At 65.9% G+C, this 15,572-nt stretch carries 17 protein-coding genes and 1 tRNA gene; 12 read left to right on the top strand and 6 right to left on the bottom strand.

Annotated features, from left to right (window positions below):
- Window positions 1-346: 346 nt before the first annotated feature.
- From A3K89_RS07105 to A3K89_RS07095, 3 genes are all read right to left on the bottom strand, one after another.
- Window positions 347-763, bottom strand: coding sequence for a very short patch repair endonuclease (locus A3K89_RS07105; protein WP_068423639.1), 417 nt, complete (start codon window positions 761-763; stop codon window positions 347-349).
- 80 nt (window positions 764-843) lie between these two features.
- The gene (locus A3K89_RS07100) at window positions 844-1,683 is read right to left on the bottom strand and encodes a hypothetical protein (RefSeq protein WP_068423637.1); all 840 of its coding nucleotides are present in this window, start codon (window positions 1,681-1,683) and stop codon (window positions 844-846) included.
- A complete protein-coding gene (locus tag A3K89_RS07095) occupies window positions 1,680-2,828 on the bottom strand; it encodes a DNA cytosine methyltransferase (protein WP_068423676.1) in 1,149 nt (382 codons plus the stop codon). Before A3K89_RS07095 ends, A3K89_RS07100 begins: the two co-directional genes overlap by 4 nt.
- Window positions 2,829-3,043: 215 nt before the next feature.
- Between A3K89_RS07095 and A3K89_RS07090 the strand changes: the two genes are divergently transcribed.
- The 3 genes from A3K89_RS07090 (at window position 3,044) to A3K89_RS07080 (ending at window position 8,847) form a co-directional block, all read left to right on the top strand.
- Entirely contained in the window at window positions 3,044-4,834 is a 1,791-nt protein-coding gene (locus tag A3K89_RS07090; protein WP_068423636.1) for an ABC transporter ATP-binding protein, read from the top strand.
- Entirely contained in the window at window positions 4,827-6,656 is a 1,830-nt protein-coding gene (locus A3K89_RS07085; protein WP_068423634.1) for an ABC transporter ATP-binding protein, read from the top strand. Before A3K89_RS07090 ends, A3K89_RS07085 begins: the two co-directional genes overlap by 8 nt.
- A gap of 88 nt (window positions 6,657-6,744) precedes the next feature.
- A complete protein-coding gene (locus A3K89_RS07080; RefSeq protein ID WP_367946702.1) occupies window positions 6,745-8,847 on the top strand; it encodes an MMPL family transporter in 2,103 nt (700 codons plus the stop codon).
- 80 nt (window positions 8,848-8,927) lie between these two features.
- On the opposite strand, the gene A3K89_RS07075 is transcribed toward A3K89_RS07080, so the two are convergent.
- Window positions 8,928-9,251, bottom strand: coding sequence for a hypothetical protein (locus A3K89_RS07075; protein ID WP_068423672.1), 324 nt, complete (start codon window positions 9,249-9,251; stop codon window positions 8,928-8,930).
- A gap of 192 nt (window positions 9,252-9,443) precedes the next feature.
- Between A3K89_RS07075 and A3K89_RS07070 the strand changes: the two genes are divergently transcribed.
- The gene (locus tag A3K89_RS07070; protein WP_068423632.1) at window positions 9,444-9,959 is read left to right on the top strand and encodes a putative glycolipid-binding domain-containing protein; all 516 of its coding nucleotides are present in this window, start codon (window positions 9,444-9,446) and stop codon (window positions 9,957-9,959) included.
- Here the strand turns inward: A3K89_RS07070 and A3K89_RS07065 are convergent.
- Window positions 9,932-10,888: a prephenate dehydrogenase gene (locus A3K89_RS07065; protein ID WP_068423628.1), complete on the bottom strand. Its 957-nt coding sequence runs from the start codon at window positions 10,886-10,888 to the stop codon at window positions 9,932-9,934. The two genes, A3K89_RS07070 and A3K89_RS07065, sit on opposite strands and share 28 nt — an antisense overlap.
- Window positions 10,889-10,971: 83 nt before the next feature.
- On the opposite strand from A3K89_RS07065, the gene A3K89_RS07060 reads away from it, so the two are divergent.
- The 8 genes from A3K89_RS07060 to A3K89_RS07025 all read left to right on the top strand — a co-directional run bounded on the left by A3K89_RS07060 (window position 10,972) and on the right by A3K89_RS07025 (window position 15,080).
- Window positions 10,972-11,532, top strand: a complete 561-nt coding sequence (locus tag A3K89_RS07060; RefSeq protein WP_068423627.1) for a tRNA adenosine deaminase-associated protein — start codon at window positions 10,972-10,974, stop codon at window positions 11,530-11,532.
- Window positions 11,529-11,981 carry a nucleoside deaminase gene (locus tag A3K89_RS07055; protein WP_068423624.1) on the top strand — a complete coding sequence of 151 codons (453 nt, stop codon included), beginning with the start codon at window positions 11,529-11,531 and terminating at the stop codon, window positions 11,979-11,981. The genes A3K89_RS07060 and A3K89_RS07055 overlap by 4 nt, the downstream gene beginning before the upstream one ends.
- An 89-nt stretch (window positions 11,982-12,070) precedes the next feature.
- Entirely contained in the window at window positions 12,071-12,268 is a 198-nt protein-coding gene (locus tag A3K89_RS07050) for a CsbD family protein (RefSeq protein WP_068423671.1), read from the top strand.
- Between the two features lie 57 nt (window positions 12,269-12,325).
- Window positions 12,326-12,416, top strand: a tRNA-Ser gene (locus A3K89_RS07045).
- A gap of 225 nt (window positions 12,417-12,641) precedes the next feature.
- The gene (locus A3K89_RS07040; protein ID WP_068423622.1) at window positions 12,642-13,088 is read left to right on the top strand and encodes a GNAT family N-acetyltransferase; all 447 of its coding nucleotides are present in this window, start codon (window positions 12,642-12,644) and stop codon (window positions 13,086-13,088) included.
- 14 nt (window positions 13,089-13,102) lie between these two features.
- On the top strand, window positions 13,103-13,819 hold the full coding sequence (locus tag A3K89_RS07035; protein WP_068423620.1) for a siderophore-interacting protein: 717 nt from the start codon (window positions 13,103-13,105) through the stop codon (window positions 13,817-13,819).
- A gap of 188 nt (window positions 13,820-14,007) precedes the next feature.
- Window positions 14,008-14,580 carry a TetR/AcrR family transcriptional regulator gene (locus tag A3K89_RS07030; protein ID WP_068423618.1) on the top strand — a complete coding sequence of 191 codons (573 nt, stop codon included), beginning with the start codon at window positions 14,008-14,010 and terminating at the stop codon, window positions 14,578-14,580.
- An 11-nt stretch (window positions 14,581-14,591) separates the two neighbouring features.
- A complete protein-coding gene (locus A3K89_RS07025; RefSeq protein WP_068423616.1) occupies window positions 14,592-15,080 on the top strand; it encodes an FBP domain-containing protein in 489 nt (162 codons plus the stop codon).
- Between the two features lie 3 nt (window positions 15,081-15,083).
- On the opposite strand, the gene A3K89_RS07020 is transcribed toward A3K89_RS07025, so the two are convergent.
- Window positions 15,084-15,560, bottom strand: coding sequence for a hypothetical protein (locus tag A3K89_RS07020; RefSeq protein ID WP_068423615.1), 477 nt, complete (start codon window positions 15,558-15,560; stop codon window positions 15,084-15,086).
- Between the last annotated feature and the right edge of the window lie 12 nt (window positions 15,561-15,572).

Raw genomic sequence — 15,572 nt, 5'->3', positions numbered from 1 at the left:
AAGGGAACGGACCTGTCGGTGCATTCACCCGAGGAACTGCGCCGCGTCACCCTGGAATTGAACGAGCGCCCCAGGGCGACGCTAGGCTACAGACCACCGTTGGAAAAGTTCGCAGAGCTCATTGGTGCAGCGACCGCTTGAAACCGCCCAGAGTGACTGGATGTCACCTTCGGTCTGAAAGCCGGGTGCGCCCGGACCGACCGAGGGCGCCCTTTGGTCACTCAGAGTGACTGGATGTCACCTTCGGTCCGAAAGCCCGGGGGCCGCCCGGGCCGACCGAGGGCGTCCTTTGCTCACTCAGAGTGACCGGATGTCACCTTCGGTCCGAAAACCCGGATGCCGCACGTCAGGAATCACCATCCCGCAACGCCGACTCCACCTTGTCTGCCGCGTCGACGGCCGATTCGTGCTCCCACACCCGCACGACCGTCCAGCCCTCGGCGTCGAGACGCTCGTCGGTGTTGCGGTCGCGAGCGACGTTGGTGGCCAATTTGTCGGCCCACCACTGCGCATTGTTGCGGGGCTTCGTCGCGTGCACCGGGCAGCTGTGCCAGAAGCAGCCGTCGACGTACACCGCGAGCTTGCGACGGGGAAACACCACATCTGCCCGACGCCTCATGCCTTTCACCGGTGCGCGGTCGACGAAATATCGCAGCCCGCGACGGTGCAGTTCGCGACGCAGCGCGATCTCCGGCTTCGTGTCGCGTCGACGCTGCTTGCTGAGGCGCGCGGACGTCGCGGCATCGGTCAGCGGCTTGGACACCTCATCGAACCTACTGGCGCTGCATGAATGGCGCACCCAAGCTATCTATTCGTATTAATGGTCCATCGATGCCGAAAGGGCTAGCCGTCCTCACTGTCCTCCGGCTCGGACCAGGTGGGCGCGAACTTGTTCCGCCGCTCGACCTCCCCGTGCACGACGGCGACGAACTCGTCGAACGACAGTGTCTGCGCCTCGGTGGGCCGTCCGTTGCGTGGAGGTGATTCGTCGACGTCGAAGAAGCGGACCTCGCCGCGGTCGGGGCCGTCGGTCTCGTACAACCCCACGAACACCTTCTCGAACAGGTCGTATCGCGTGTCCTCGGCGCCCAGGTCCACCCACATCCGACTCGTCCCGCCGACGACGGCACGCTTACCGCGGCCCGATCGTTTGGACAGCGTCGTCACGTGATGCGCGAACGACGACTTGCCGATGTCGCTGGCCTTCGACGGGTCGCCGTCGTCGCACGTGGCGAACGGCTCGAACATGACGGCGACGAGCACGCTGTACGGCTGACGCTGATGCAACACCATCGCCTCGCCACGCAGTTCGTGATCGTTGCGCACGATGTTCTTGGTCCAGCGACCGAACTTGCCGGTGCGAGGACTGAAATCGCGGAAGCTGTACGTCTTGATCGACACGCACAGGATCAGACCGAGCGTCGGGTCGAGCGCCTTGACGTCGAGTCGCTTGCGCCCCTTGGCGACGTCGACCTGCGCCTCCTGCCCGACGCCCATCGCATCGGGCGTGATGTTCGGATAGTGCGGCCGCAACGCGTCGGCGACCGTCTGCGCGAGGTGGTTCGACAGTCGCTGCGCGTAGTTCTTCTTGTCGCTGCGGTCGGCGTCGGGCGCGGGTTTGTCGCCTGCCAACGCCAACGGCCGCAGCAGTGCGGGTGGATCGGGGAACAGATGGTCGGTCATGCGGCTCGCGGGCTGGGGAAGCCGCCCATGCGGTCGAGGTGGGATTCGACGTCGTCGAGAAAGCCCGGGACGAACCGCAGATTGCCCATGCGGGCGCGTTTGAGGAACCCGGCCGTCGCGCGTGCGGACAGCAGTTGCGAGTCGTCGAGGAACTCGCTCAAGTTCTCGTACGGCTCGTGGACCGGCCACGTGGACCGCTCGACGCGGTAGGCCGACCCGCCACGCCCCCAGGCAGCCGTTGGCCAGGCCTGGCCGGGAAGAATTTCGAGGTCGTCGGACTCGTCGTGCCCCAGGGGATGCTCGAGCTGCGCGGCGACCCACGACGCCATACGCACGGACACCGCGTTGCCGACGAGCTTCCATCGATGTCCGGCGCGAACCCCGGGCAAGTTCAGAGCAGGCGCAGTCCAGTCGGGATCGAACCCTTGCAACCTCTCGGCGCCGACGATGCCCGGCGTGACGATCTCGCCGGACGGCAGACGCACCGCGGGGGGACTCGCGATGCCGAGCGACGACCCGCCCTTGAGCGTCGGAACGGCGTTGATCGCCCATCCCAGGCCGCGGGTGCCCTCGGTCCAGTAGAAGCCACATGGTTGCTCGCTGGGATCGCCCTCCGGCATCGGGCCCTTGTCCTGGGAGAAGAGGACACCGCGCGGATCCTCGGTACGGGACGCCAGCATGATGACCCGCTGACGACGCTGCGGCAGACCGAACGACCGTGCGTCGACGACGCGATATGCCCACATGTAGCCGAGCTGTGACAGGGCGTCGGTGATGTGGCGCATGGCGGCGCCGCGGCCGAGTTGCAGCATGAACGGAACGTTCTCGATGAGCAGCCAGCGCGGGCCGTTACGACGCTTGACGAGCCGGAACACCTCGTCGACGAGTCCCGATCGCTCACCGGTGATGCCGGCCGTGCGGCCGGCCTGCGACAGGTCCTGGCACGGAAAACCGGCTGCGACCAGTTCGGTGCCCGACGGGAGAGCGCGCAGCTTGGTGACGTCACGATGTAGCGGAACGTCGGGGAAGTGTGCTCCGAGTACGGCGCCGGCGCCCGGATCGATCTCACACAGCAGTTCCGTCGACCAGCCCTGCTCCGAGAGGCCCAACTCGAGCCCGCCGATCCCGGCGAACAGCCCGACCATCGATCGCGAACCCACGCCGCACCCTTCTCTAGAACACCCGAAACTCGGTGAGAACGTTACTCGAGAACTCCGACAGGTTTTGCCGACACACGGTACGAGCCCTTGACCTCGACATTGCTTCAGGTTCCAGGATGGAATGCGGCGGCCGGAAAATCGGTTGGCTTCAAGGCCGCCGAGTGACAGCATTCTTCGGGCGAGCAGTAAGGGGAATCGACGTGTCCACCGGTGTACTCGAAGAGCAGACGACCATCGTGGATCGGCCGAACTCGCGGCACAACGAACGTAGCTCCCTGGCGCGCTTCTACCCGTTCATCGCCCCGTTCAAGTGGTACTACGTCGGGTCGGTCGTGGTGTCCCTCATCGCGACGCTGACCGGCCTCGCTATCCCGCTCGTGATGCAGTCCGTCATCGACGGGCCGATCACCGACGGCGACTTCGGCGGCGTCTGGTGGCCTGCGGCTCTCGTCCTGCTGCTCGGAACGATCGACGCAGTCGGTATCTGGGTGCGACGGTACCTGGTCTCGGGTCCGTCCAGTCAATTCGAGATCGATGCTCGCGCAACGGTATTCGAGAAACTGCAGCGCCTCTCGGTATCGGCCCACGAAGGGTGGGAATCGGGACAGTTGCTGTCGCGCGCCATCGCGGACCTGTCGCTGTTGCGACGATTCGTGGCATTCGTCGGTCCGTTCATCATCATCAACGCGGTCACCCTCGTCGTCGGACTCGGTGTTCTCTTCGCTGCAGCGTGGCAACTCGGCGTCATCATGCTGGTGACGGCCGTGCCGCTCATGATCATCTGCACCCGTTTCGAGTCGCTCTACCGCGTCGCCGCGCGTGATTCGCAGGACCAGGCGGGCGACGTCACGACGACCGTGGAGGAATCCATTCAGGGCATCCGTGTCCTGAAAGCGTTCGGCCGCAGCGCACATCTGGGTCGACGGTTTCTGCGTGAGGCGACCACACTGCGCGGCACCGAGTTGAAGAAGGTCTGGTACCTCGCGATTCTGTGGTCGCTCATCGTGGGTCTGCCGCCGGTCGGAATCGGCGTGATGCTGGGTTTCGGAACGTATTCCGTCGTACAGGGCACGATGACGGCAGGGACGCTGATCGCGGCCATGGCCATCGTCGCGTTCCTGCTGTGGCCGATCGAAGCGTTCGGATACCTGCTGGCCGAGCTCAACAATGCGCGCACCGCCGCGGATCGGTACTGGGAGATCATGGACACTCCCGAGACGATCCAGGAGCCGATCGCGCCGACGACGCTACCGAGCCCGCTCCGCGGTGAACTCGCCTTCCACGACGTCGATTTCACGTTCCCCGACGCGCAGACCCCACTGCTGTCGGGTGTCGATTTCCGCGTCGAGCCGGGGGAGACCGTTGCGCTCGTCGGCGTGACCGGCAGCGGCAAGACAGCGCTGACCAACCTGGTGCCGCGCTTGTTCGATGTCACGGGCGGCGCGGTGACGATCGACGGGATCGACATCCGCGCACTGTCTTTGGCAGATCTGCGGTCGGTGGTGTCGGTGGCGTTCGAGGAGCCCGTGTTGTTCTCGGCGAGTGTGCGCGAGAACGTCACGCTGGGTCGACCGGATGCATCGGATGCGGACGTGGAGGAGGCGTTGGCCGTCGCGCACGCACGGGATTTCGTCGAGACGTTGCCGTGGGGCCTCGACACGCGCATCGGCGAACAGGGTATGAGTCTGTCCGGCGGACAGCATCAGCGCCTGGCGCTGGCGCGTGCGGTGCTCGGCCGGCCTCGGATTCTGGTGCTCGACGATCCGCTGTCGGCTCTCGACGTCTCGACCGAGGAACGGGTGCAAGAGAATCTGCGACGCGTCCTGACGCATTCGACGACGATGCTGGTCGCACACCGGCCGTCCACCGCGGCACTCGCGGACCGAGTGCTTCATCTGGAGAACGGAAGAATCGTGGAGCAGGGTACGCACGAGCGCCTTCTGGCGACGTCGTCGAAGTACCGCCACGTGATGGGGTCGATCGATGGCTGAGCAGAAGGCTACGGACGACAAGGACTGGCGCGGAGTAGGAAACGAGGATTCCGACGTCGATTCCACCGGTAACCTGATCCTGGCCGGACGGTCTCGGCGACTGCTGATGTCACTCGTGCGCCCGTACCGCACGCAGGCGCTGCTGGCGATCGCGATCATCCTCGTCGACAACCTCGTGTTCGTTGCGGGGCCGCTGTTCATCGCCTACGCGTTGGACCACGGGATCTCGTCGGCGACCGATGGAAACTGGGTCCCGTTGGCGTGGACGGTGTTCGGATACATCGCATTCGGAATTCTCGGCTCGATCACGACCTACACGTTCCTGATGGTGTCGGGTCGACTCAGCCAGGCCATCCTGTTCGACCTGCGCAAGCGGGTGTTCGACCACGCCCAGAAGCTGAGCCTGTCGTTCCACGAGAAGTACACGTCGGGACGCTTGATCTCGCGACTGACGAGCGATGTCGAGTCGCTGCAGACGCTGCTCGAAAGTGCGTTGAACGACGCGTTGACCGCCATCCTGTCGATCGTCAGCATCGCGATCATCCTCGTGTATCTCGATGTGCCACTGGGGTTGATCGTCCTCGCCGGCTTCGTACCGCTCGTGTGGGTGACGCGATGGTCGCAACGCCGGCAACGCACCGGTTACCGACGCACGCGGGTGGCGATCGCGAAGGTCGTCGTGCACTTCGTCGAGTCGATGGGCGGAATCCGTGCGGTGCAAGTGTTTCGGCGCCAAGGGCGCAACAACGCGATCCTGAGAACCGAAGACACCGAATACCGCGACGCGACGACGGCTGCGCTGCGTGGCATGGCGAGCTACACCGGCATCGTGCGATGGATCGGCAACGTCACGCTGGCCATCATCCTGGTGTTCGGTAGCTATCGAGTCATCCACGGGCACATGGACATCGGCGTTCTCGCCGCGTACGTGCTGTACCTTCGCCGGTTCTACGGGCCGCTGGACGAACTCGCCATGGTGTTCAACGCCTACCAGTCCGCTGCTGCCGCGCTCGAGAAGATCTCGGGCGTGCTCGAGGAACAGCCGTCGGTGCAGGCGCCGACGAACCCGGTGCAGCTCGACGAGGCCGCGGGGAAGATCGACTTCGACGACGTCCACTTCGCCTACGACGCCGGCCGCGTCGTGCTGCCGACGTTCTCGCTGCACGTGCCCGCGGGTCAGGTGGTCGCGATGGTCGGTGCCACCGGCGCCGGGAAGTCGACGCTCGCGAAGCTGTTGGCGCGCTTCTACGATCCGACCGCAGGCACCGTCATGCTCGACGGCGTCGACGTGCGGAACCTCGACGAGGAGACGTTGCGTCGACACGTCGTCATGGTGACGCAGGAGTCGTTCCTGTTCTCCGGAACCATCGCCGACAACATCCGTCTCGGCAAGCCGTCGGCGACGGACGCCGAGGTGGCCGCCGCGGCCGACGCCGTCGGACTGACCGAGTTCGTCGACACTCTGCCGGACGGCCTCGGCACCGACGTGCGCAAGAGGGGCGGCAGGCTCAGTGCGGGGCAGCGTCAGCTCGTCGCGTTCGCGCGGGTGTTCCTGGCGGCACCTGCGGTGATCGTGCTCGACGAGGCAACGTCCAGTCTCGACATCCCCAGCGAACGGCTCGTCCAACGGGCGCTCGAGACCGTCCTCCGTGATCGGACGGCGCTGATCATCGCGCACCGGTTGTCGACCGTCGCGATCGCGGACCGGGTACTGGTCATGGACGGCGGTGTCGTCGTCGAGGACGGGCCTCCCGCCGACCTCATCGCCGGACACGGGCGTTTCGCCGAACTGCACGACGCATGGGAACACAGTCTGGTGTGACCGCGACCTGCGGCGATTACGCTCACACGGGTGGCGCCGCCGCACTACCCTGGACAGGCCGGTCGTGTTCTCCTCAAAGCGGGGAATCATGTTCGCCTACGTCGCCAGAACAGTGGTCGCGAACCCGTGGAAAGTCATCGTCGTGTGGCTTGTCCTCGCGTTCGCCGCGATCGTGCTGTCTCCGAGCCTCGGCGATTACACGACGGGTAACCAGCAGACATTCCTGCCGAGTTCGTTCGAATCGTCTCAGGCGCAGGCGGCAGGAAACGAGTACTTCCCGACGGTCGCGGGCGCCACGGGCAGCCTCGTCGTCACCCGATCGGACGGCGCGGCCCTGTCGCCGAGCGACCAGCAGACCGCGTCGGGCCTCGCGTCGACGCTTCAGGGCGAGAACATTCCGGGCGTCGTCGGTGTGACGGCGACGCCTCAGTCGCTGTCGCAGGACGGCACGGCCATGGCGTTGCAGGTGTCGTTCGCGGGTCAGCCCGGCGACGATCTGGTCGACGCGGCCGTCCCGATCGTCCGTGACAACGCGTCGACTGCCCTGCAGGGAACGGACCTCGTCAGCGGCTTGACCGGTAACGCGGCGATCGGCGTCGACACCACGGCGGCCTACGACCGTGCGGATCGCATCATCACCGTCGCGACGGTCGTCGTCATTCTCGTGTTGCTCGGTGCGATCTTCCGAAGCCCGATCATCGCGGTCATTCCTGTGCTCGTCATCGGAGTCGTGCTTCTGGTTGTCACCGCGCTGACCGCCGACGTCGCTGCCCTGTTCGGTTTCGACGTGAGCACGACGCTGGGATCGATCCTCGTCGTGGTGCTGTTCGGAATCGGCACCGACTATGTGGTGTTCCTGTTGTTCCGTTACCGCGAACGACTGCGCAGCGGTGAAACGAACGAAGAGGCATTGCGATTCGCCGTGACCGTCGTGGGCAAGGTCGTCGCGTCGTCGGCGTTGACCGTGATCGGCGCCTTCGCGGCGCTGCTGCTCGCCAAGCTAGGGTCGCTCAGCACGCTCGCGCCCGGGTTGATCATCGCGGTTGCCGTCATGCTCGTGACCGCGCTGACGCTCGTCCCGGCGTTGTTCACCGTGCTCGGGCGTCATCTCTTCTGGCCCCGGGGGCCGGGAAAGACCAGGGACGCAACACCGTTCGCGGCCGTCGGCACGACCATCGCACGCAGGCCCGCCGTCGTCGCCGGCGCTGTGGGTGTCGTACTCGTCGTGCTCGCGGTGTTCTCGTCCGGATACACCTCGACCTACGACACGCTCGGTGAACTACCCTCCAACACCCCGTCGCAAGAGGCGTTCGACACACTGGGACAATCGTTTCCGGCCGGCGCGCTGAGTCCCACGCAGATCTACGTGACCGGTAGCGGTCCTGTCTCGCAGCAGGTGCTCGCTGCGGTGGCTGCCGACGTCACCGGAGTCGACGGCGTCTCCTCGGTGGCACCGCCGCGAATCAGTCAGGACGGCACGGCAGCAGTGATATCCGTTGTGTTGAACGAGGATCCGTACTCGAACGCCGCACTCGATCTGGTGCGAGGACCGGTGCGCGACGCTGCCCACAGTGCAGCGATCCCCGGAACCGAGGTGTTGGTCGGGGGTCAGACGTCGACGTTCGTCGATGTCCGAGACCAACTCCGGGCCGACACGCGAACCGTGTTCTCGGTCGCGGCCGTCATCATCGCGATCATCCTCGGGGCGTTGCTGACGGCGGTGCTCGCGCCACTGAATCTGCTTGTGTGCGTGGCGCTTACGTTCGCGGCGACGCTGGGTGCCGTCGTCCTGGTGTTCTTGAAGATCCTCGACTACGACGGTATCGACTTCACCATCCCCATCGTGCTGTACCTGTTCGTCGTCGCGATCGGCACGGATTACAACATCCTGATCGCGTCCCGCCTGCGCGAGGAGTTCGAGAACGGTCACGAACCTCGCGGTGCGGCGAGGGAGGCCGTCGTGAACGACGCACCCACCGTGGCCGCGTCGGGAATCATTCTGGCGCTGACGTTCGCGTCGCTGACGTTGACGGGTCTGGCCAACCTCGCCGAGCTCGGTCTCGGTGTCGCGATCGGCGTGTGCATCGCTGCGCTGTTGATGGCCCCACTGCTCGTGCCGAGTCTGTCTGCGCTGGAAGGACGCGCGTTCTGGTGGCCGATGAGTGCAGCTGCGCCGCCCGTGCGCGAATAGTCGGCCCCTGGGCCAACTATCCGCGCACGGGCGGGAGTGGAGCCTGCAGGAACGACCCCGATCGGGCGCCGAAGGCCGCACTACCAGGGAGTGATCGGCGGCTTCACCCACATGATCTTCTCGTCCGTGTGCGACGCCGTCGCCGCGGGATGCGTCGGATTCTGTGCCGCCCACCGGTCCTTGCGGTCGAGCAGGTCCGCGGCGATGGTCCAGGTCTCCATCGTGCTCGGGGGAGACAGCCCGGCTGCGCGGGCCAGTTTGCGTCGTACCGCGTCGTCGACGCCGAGGAGTTCCGCGCTGCCGATCCCGCGCTCCCAGATGTACCGGGCGAGGGCCGTCGCCTTGTCCTGTCGGCTCTTGGCGGCCTGCTCGGAGTGCGCGAAGTCGAAGTCGCCGGATGTCACGAAGCCCACACTAGTGAGTGGACGCCCAGAAAAGTCACCACCGCTTGGTATGGAGGTACCTTCGTCGCTTACCGTAGTCGAGTGACCACTCCAACATCGGGTGTAGAAGACGCCACCGTTGATTCCGAGGCCGCACCGTCGACGCAGTCCTGGCCGGCGATCCTGACTTGGCGAGCGCACGAAGCGCCTCGCATGGAATCGGTGCGTGTCCAGCTCAGCGGTAACCGCATCAAGGCGTCCGGTCGCATCATCGGAGGCGCCTGCTCGGATCATCCCGCGTTCAGCGCGTCGTACGACCTGGTGACCGACGAGCACGGCGTGACCCGCAGGCTTTCTCTGCGCACAGCCGTGGCAGGCGGTGAGAAGCAGGCGTCGGTCAGCCGCGACAACGAGGGCTACTGGATGGTCGAGGGCGCTGCGAATCACCAGCGTTCGACCTACAACGGCGCGGTCGACGTCGATGTCGTCTTCAGCCCGTTCTTCAACACGTTGCCCATCCGGCGGCTCGGTCTCGGCACCGACTCGATCGAGGCGCAGGTGCCGGTCGTCTACGTCAACCTGTTGGACTTGAGCATCCAGGAAGCAGCCCTGACCTACAGCAGCGGCGCCGACGGCATCCACGTGCTCTCACCGGTATCCAGCTCGTCGGTCACCGTCGACGGAGACGGATTCGTACTCGACTACCCCGGGCTCGCCGAGCGGATCTGACGTACGACGCCTCCCTTGCGGCCGGCCTCGCGCAGCCGTTCGATCCAGCCGTCGTCACCCGGTTCGATGTCGGTGATGTCGAACCGTCGGTGCTGCTCGTAGGCGGTTCGTGCGGCATGGCCTGCCGTCACCAGTGCTTCCGTCGAGCGGTGGTCGGCCAGCTCTGCACGTGCCCGGGTGAGGACCGCGAGCGCCTCGTCGAGCACGTCGGTGAGCGCCGTCGCGTTGCCTTCGCACATGGCTCGCACGAGACCGGGTGCCGACGCGGCCACCCTGGTGCCGTCGCGAAACGACCCGGCGGCCAGGCCCAAGGCCAGCGCGCCTCCCGACGCCCCGGCTTGCGCCAACGTCTCGGCGAGTAGGTGCGGCAGATGGGAGATGCGGGCGACGGCCCGGTCGTGCTCGGTGCTCTCGACCGGCACGACGACCGATCCGCAATCCAGGGCCAGCGACGCCACCTGACGCCACACGTCCGGGTCGGCGTCGTCGTCCACGCCGACGACCCACACCGCGTCGGCGAACAGAGTCGGATCGGCCGCCTGCCATCCCGACTCGTTGGTGCCTGCCATGGGATGACCGCCCACGTAGTTGCGTGCGAGGCCGTGTCGCGCGACGGCGGCGGCCACCTCCGCCTTGACGCTGACGACGTCGGTGACGGGATTGCTCGGCGCATGCTCGGCCACCGCAGCCAGGATCGAATCGACGGCAGGCATCGGAACTCCGACGACGACGAGAGCGCCGCTCTCGGCCGCCCGGGTCAGCGCGGCCACCAGGTCGGTGCCGACGTCGTAACCAGCCTCCGCCGCGCCGGCGATGGCGTCGGCCGATCGGTTGTAGCCCCACGCGTCACGACCAGCACGAACCGCTGCCTGCAGAACCGATCCGCCGATGAGTCCGAGGCCGAGCACACACACGGGAGCTGAAGTCACGCCACCAGGTTGGCATACGGGTACGACCTGTTCTCTCGCGGTGGACTACATTTCGGGGGCTCTCGGCGACTACCGTTGCCCGCATGGCTGCACAGCGCGGGAACAACTCCGCCAAGGCGAAGAAGTTCGACGGTCCCGAGACGAGCGCGTACGACGACCTGGAGGGCTTCGGTGTTGCCGTCGTCCGCGAGGACGGCAAGTGGAAGGTGACGCCGTTGTCCCCGCGGGCGTTGGGGTCCCTGTCGGTCGCCGAGACGGAGCTGCGGGAGATGCGAAGCTCGGGAGCCATCTTCGGGCTACTCGACGTCGACGACGAGTTCTTCGTCGTTCTGCGGCCCGCGCCGTCGGGAACGCGGTTGCTCGTCTCCGACGCGACGGCTGCCATCGACTACGACATCGCCGCCGACGTCCTCGATGCGTTGAACATCGAGATCCCCGACATCGATCCGGACGAGCTCGACGACATCGAACCCTGGGAAGAGGGTGATCTGTCGCTTCTGGCGGATCTGGGGCTGCCGGAACCGGTGCTGGGCATCATCGTCGCCGAGACGGATCTGTATCCGGACGAGCAACTCGGATCCATCGCGCAGCGTCTCGGATTCTCCGACGAGCTCTCGACCGTCCTGGACAAGCTACCTCGGTGACCGACGAGGACTACGTTCGTGCCGCTCTGTCGGCGGCGGAACAGGCGTCCGAACTCGACATCCCGATCGGCGCGGTGGTCTTCGACGCCGACGGGCGGGAACTCGCGCGCGCAGCCAACGAGCGGGAATGCACGGGTGACCCGACCGCGCACGCCGAGATTCTCGCGCTGCGCGCCGCGGCGAAGGTTCACGGCGACGGATGGCGGCTCGAAGGCTGCACGCTCGCGGTGACGTTGGAACCGTGCACGATGTGCGCGGGGGCTCTGGTGCTCGCTCGCGTCGCCAAGGTCGTCTTCGGGGCGTGGGAACCCAAGACGGGCGCGGTGGGCTCGCTGTGGGATGTGGTGCGTGATCAGCGGCTCACTCATCGGCCACAGGTTCGGGGCGGAGTTCTGGAAACCGAATGCGCCCGCCTGCTGCTGGACTTCTTCGAGGGCCGACGCTCATGAAACTCTTATGTTTCGGGCGCCAGGTCGGGGGTAAGCCCGTCGACAAGGAACACACCGTGTTCTGCAATCGACATCCTCAGGGAGGCATCATGGGACTCGACGACAAGATCTCGAACAAGGCCGAGGATCTGGGCGGCAAGGCCAAGGAAGCAGCTGGATCGGCTACCGGCGACCGGGACCTCGAAGCAGAAGGCAAGGGCGACCAGGCGTCGTCTGCCATCAAGGACGCCGGCGAGAAGATCAAGGACGCAGCCTCCACCGTCAAGGACAAGCTGACCGGACACTGATTTCCGGTCTGACCAGGCGATTTAACGTCTGGGCGTCACTGCGGTACAGTTTTCCGCGGTGGCGTGTCCGAGCGGCCTAAGGAGCACGCCTCGAAAGCGTGTGACGGGTAACCCCCGTCCGAGGGTTCAAATCCCTCCGCCACCGCCAAAGCTCCCCACCTGCCCCGCGCAGGTGGGGAGTTTTTTTGTGCGCCCGTCATGGACCGAATGTGGCTTTTCGGTCCACCTGAGTGAGCGAGGGTGACATTCGGTCTCTCTGAGTGAGCGAGGGTGGCCTTCGGTCCACCTGAGTTAGCGAGGGCGGCCTTCGGTCTCTCTGAGTGAGCGAAGGTGACATTCGGTCCGGGCCGCGCGACCCAGTACCGTCGTTTCGGTGCAGGTGCGGCCCCGAGAGACCCCCGATCTTCCCGAGTGTGTCCGCGCTCTACGCGAGGTCCACGAGGCCGACGGCTATCCCGACCGGTGGCCCGATGATCCCGACGCCTGGCTGACACCGGCCGAGACCGATGCGGCGTGGGTGGCGAACGACGCGAATTCCATTGTGGGACATGCCCTTCTGGTACGACGCGACGCCGCGCTGTGGGTGTCTCGGCTGTTCGTGCGGCCATCGGGGCGAGGGTCGGCCGTCGGGACCTCGCTGCTGAATCGGATACGCGACCATGCCGACGGACGGACATTGATGCTCGACGTCATCGAGCACTCCGGTGCGGCCATTGCTCTGTACGAACGCACGGGATGGTCGCTCGTCGACCGGAGGCCGGCCGGCTGGATCATGGCCGACGGAACCAGGCCGATGGAACGCATCTACGCCGCTTATTAGGTTACCCTGCCCTCATGAGTAAAGGGGTCGAGGGCATCATCATGAAGGCGTGGCGGGCCGAGAACTACAAGCTCACCGTCACCTACGTCGAACCGGTCACGGACAAGTACATCCGGATCGGGTTCTCCGGCGACGGCGTTCTGGCCGCGCATCCGGTTCATCCCACGCAGTGGATCCGCCTCTGGTTCGACGACGGCACCGGCAAGGAGCGTCAACGCGGGTACACCCTCGTTCGGCAGGATCCCGCGGCCGACACCTTCGCTGTGGAGTTCGCTCTGCACTACGGCCCTGCGTCGAAGTGGGCCGAGAATGCGCAAGTCGGGGACATCCTCGACGCGAGCGTGATCGGGAAGAGTGCGGGGTCGTCGAACTTCTCGATCCCGAATCCGATGCCGCAGGAGTTCGTCCTGTTCGGTGACACGGCGTCGCTACCCGCGATCAACTCCATCCTCGACGCCATCGGCGACACCCCGGCCAGGGTGTGGCTGGAGTGGCAGTTCGAGTCGGACACGACGCTTCCCGTCCACGCGGGCGACGCGCATCAGGTGACCTGGCTGGAACGCGTCGACGACGGCCGTCTGCTTCGGGAGGCGGCCGAGTCGCTGTCGCCGGCGCCGGGCACTTTCGCCTGGGTGGCCTGTGATGCCCGCTCGACCCGGTCGATCGTCAAGACGTTCAAGGACCGTGGCCTGGCCAAGGAGTCCATCAAGGCGCAGGCGTACTGGAAGTAGTTGTCCCGCCCATTACCACGCAAATGCATACGCGTTTGCGGACCCGCCCCCACGCAAACGCATATGCATTTGCGTGGGGGCGGCGTCGTTTCGGAGGAAATGGGTTGGCACTCGTCCGTCCGTGTCTGTACCCTTCCTAGGAAGGCTAGGAAATAGACCACAACGGCTAGGAACAAGGCGAGGTCGGCATGGCACGGGCAGGGATCACCGCGACGCGTCTGGTCGAGGTGGCGTCGGAGATGGCCGATGACATCGGCTTCGACAATTTGACGGTGTTGGCGTTGGCGCGCTCGTTCGGCGTCAAGGACGCCAGCCTGTACTCGCACATCAAGAATCTGCGGGATCTGCGACAGCGCGTCGCCGTGGCGTCGTTGGCCGAACTCGCAGACCGGGTTGCCGACGCCTTGGCCGGGCGTGCGGGCAAGGACGCGCTCGTCGCGTTCGCCGGTGCGTATCGGGACTATGCGCGGGAGCATCCGGGCCGTTATGCGGCAACGAATTTCGAGCTGGACTCGGATGCGGTGGCCAAGAGCGACGCGCATCGGCACTCGCAGATGTCCCGTGCGGTGCTTCGCGCGTACGACTTGGGTGAGCCGGCGGAAACCGATGCTGTTCGGTTGCTGGGCAGCTTCTTTCACGGCTTCATCGCCTTGGAGTCCGCGGGCGGATTCAGCCACACGCCACGGCCGACCGAAGAGTCGTGGGTGCAGATGCTCGACGTGCTGCACCACGCCCTCGCGAACTGGCCGAACAACACCTAGGGAGAACCGAGATGGAACCTGTCGACGAGAAAGAGATTCGATCGTCGTTCGTGAACTGTTCGAAGGGCGACACCAAACGGATGGGCATTCCGGCCGATCTGGCCGACAAGGATTGGGAGCAACTCGATTTCCTCGGTTGGTCCGACCCGTCGTACGCCGGGCGCAGTTACATCGTCGTGCCGCAGTCCGGCGGGCTCGTGGGCGTCGCACTGCGGCACGAAACCGGTGGCTCGGATCGTGCCCAGATGTGCACCGTCTGCATGACGATGCATTCGCGCGGCTACGTGTCACTGATGACGGCACGCAAGATCGGCGAGTCCGGGCGCAAGGGCAATTCCGTCGGCACCTACATGTGCACCGACCTGCTGTGCTCGCTGTATGCGCGCGGGAAGAAGACGCCCGCACTCGGCAACAGGTACCGCGAGAACTTGACGCCGGAAGAGCGGACCTCACGGGTGCGCGAGAACGTCGACGCATTCATCGGACGCCTCTACACCTGACGCTCAGCAGGTGCCGCGGCCGGCCGCGTCGAGTCCCCGCAGGATCTGTTGCTGATCGTCGGCGGACAGCGTCGACCAGTTCGGTCCTTCCTGCAGCTTGTCGCGCAGGCCGGTGACGGACTGGTCGCGCGACGCGGCCCCGGTGAGGGCAACCGCGTCGATGGCGGTCTTGAAGCGCGCGCACGTCTCCAGATAGAGCTGTTCGCCGTGAGGCATGTTTTCGGACGTGGGATCTGCGGGGAGTTTCGGGGCGGGCACGGGAACCGGCAGCGTCTCGGCCTGGTCGGAATCGACCGGCTCCTCAGACGCATCCGGCAGCTCGGCCGACGGTTCGGCAGCCGTGGTCGGCTGCGCAGTCGTCGTCGACGCGGCGGCCGCAGTCGCCGAGGTGGATGGCTGGGCTCCGGAATCGGTCGTCTCCTGCCCACACCCGGCAAGCACGAGGACGGCGGCAGCGACCACCCAGACCACTCTCTTCATGCGGACGTGTGT

It is taken from the genome of Rhodococcoides kyotonense, assembly GCF_001645385.1.
GTDB lineage: Bacteria > Actinomycetota > Actinomycetes > Mycobacteriales > Mycobacteriaceae > Rhodococcoides > Rhodococcoides kyotonensis_B.
The sequence above is the reverse complement of the archived record's forward strand: the minus strand, read 5'-3'. Positions and strand labels throughout refer to the sequence as shown.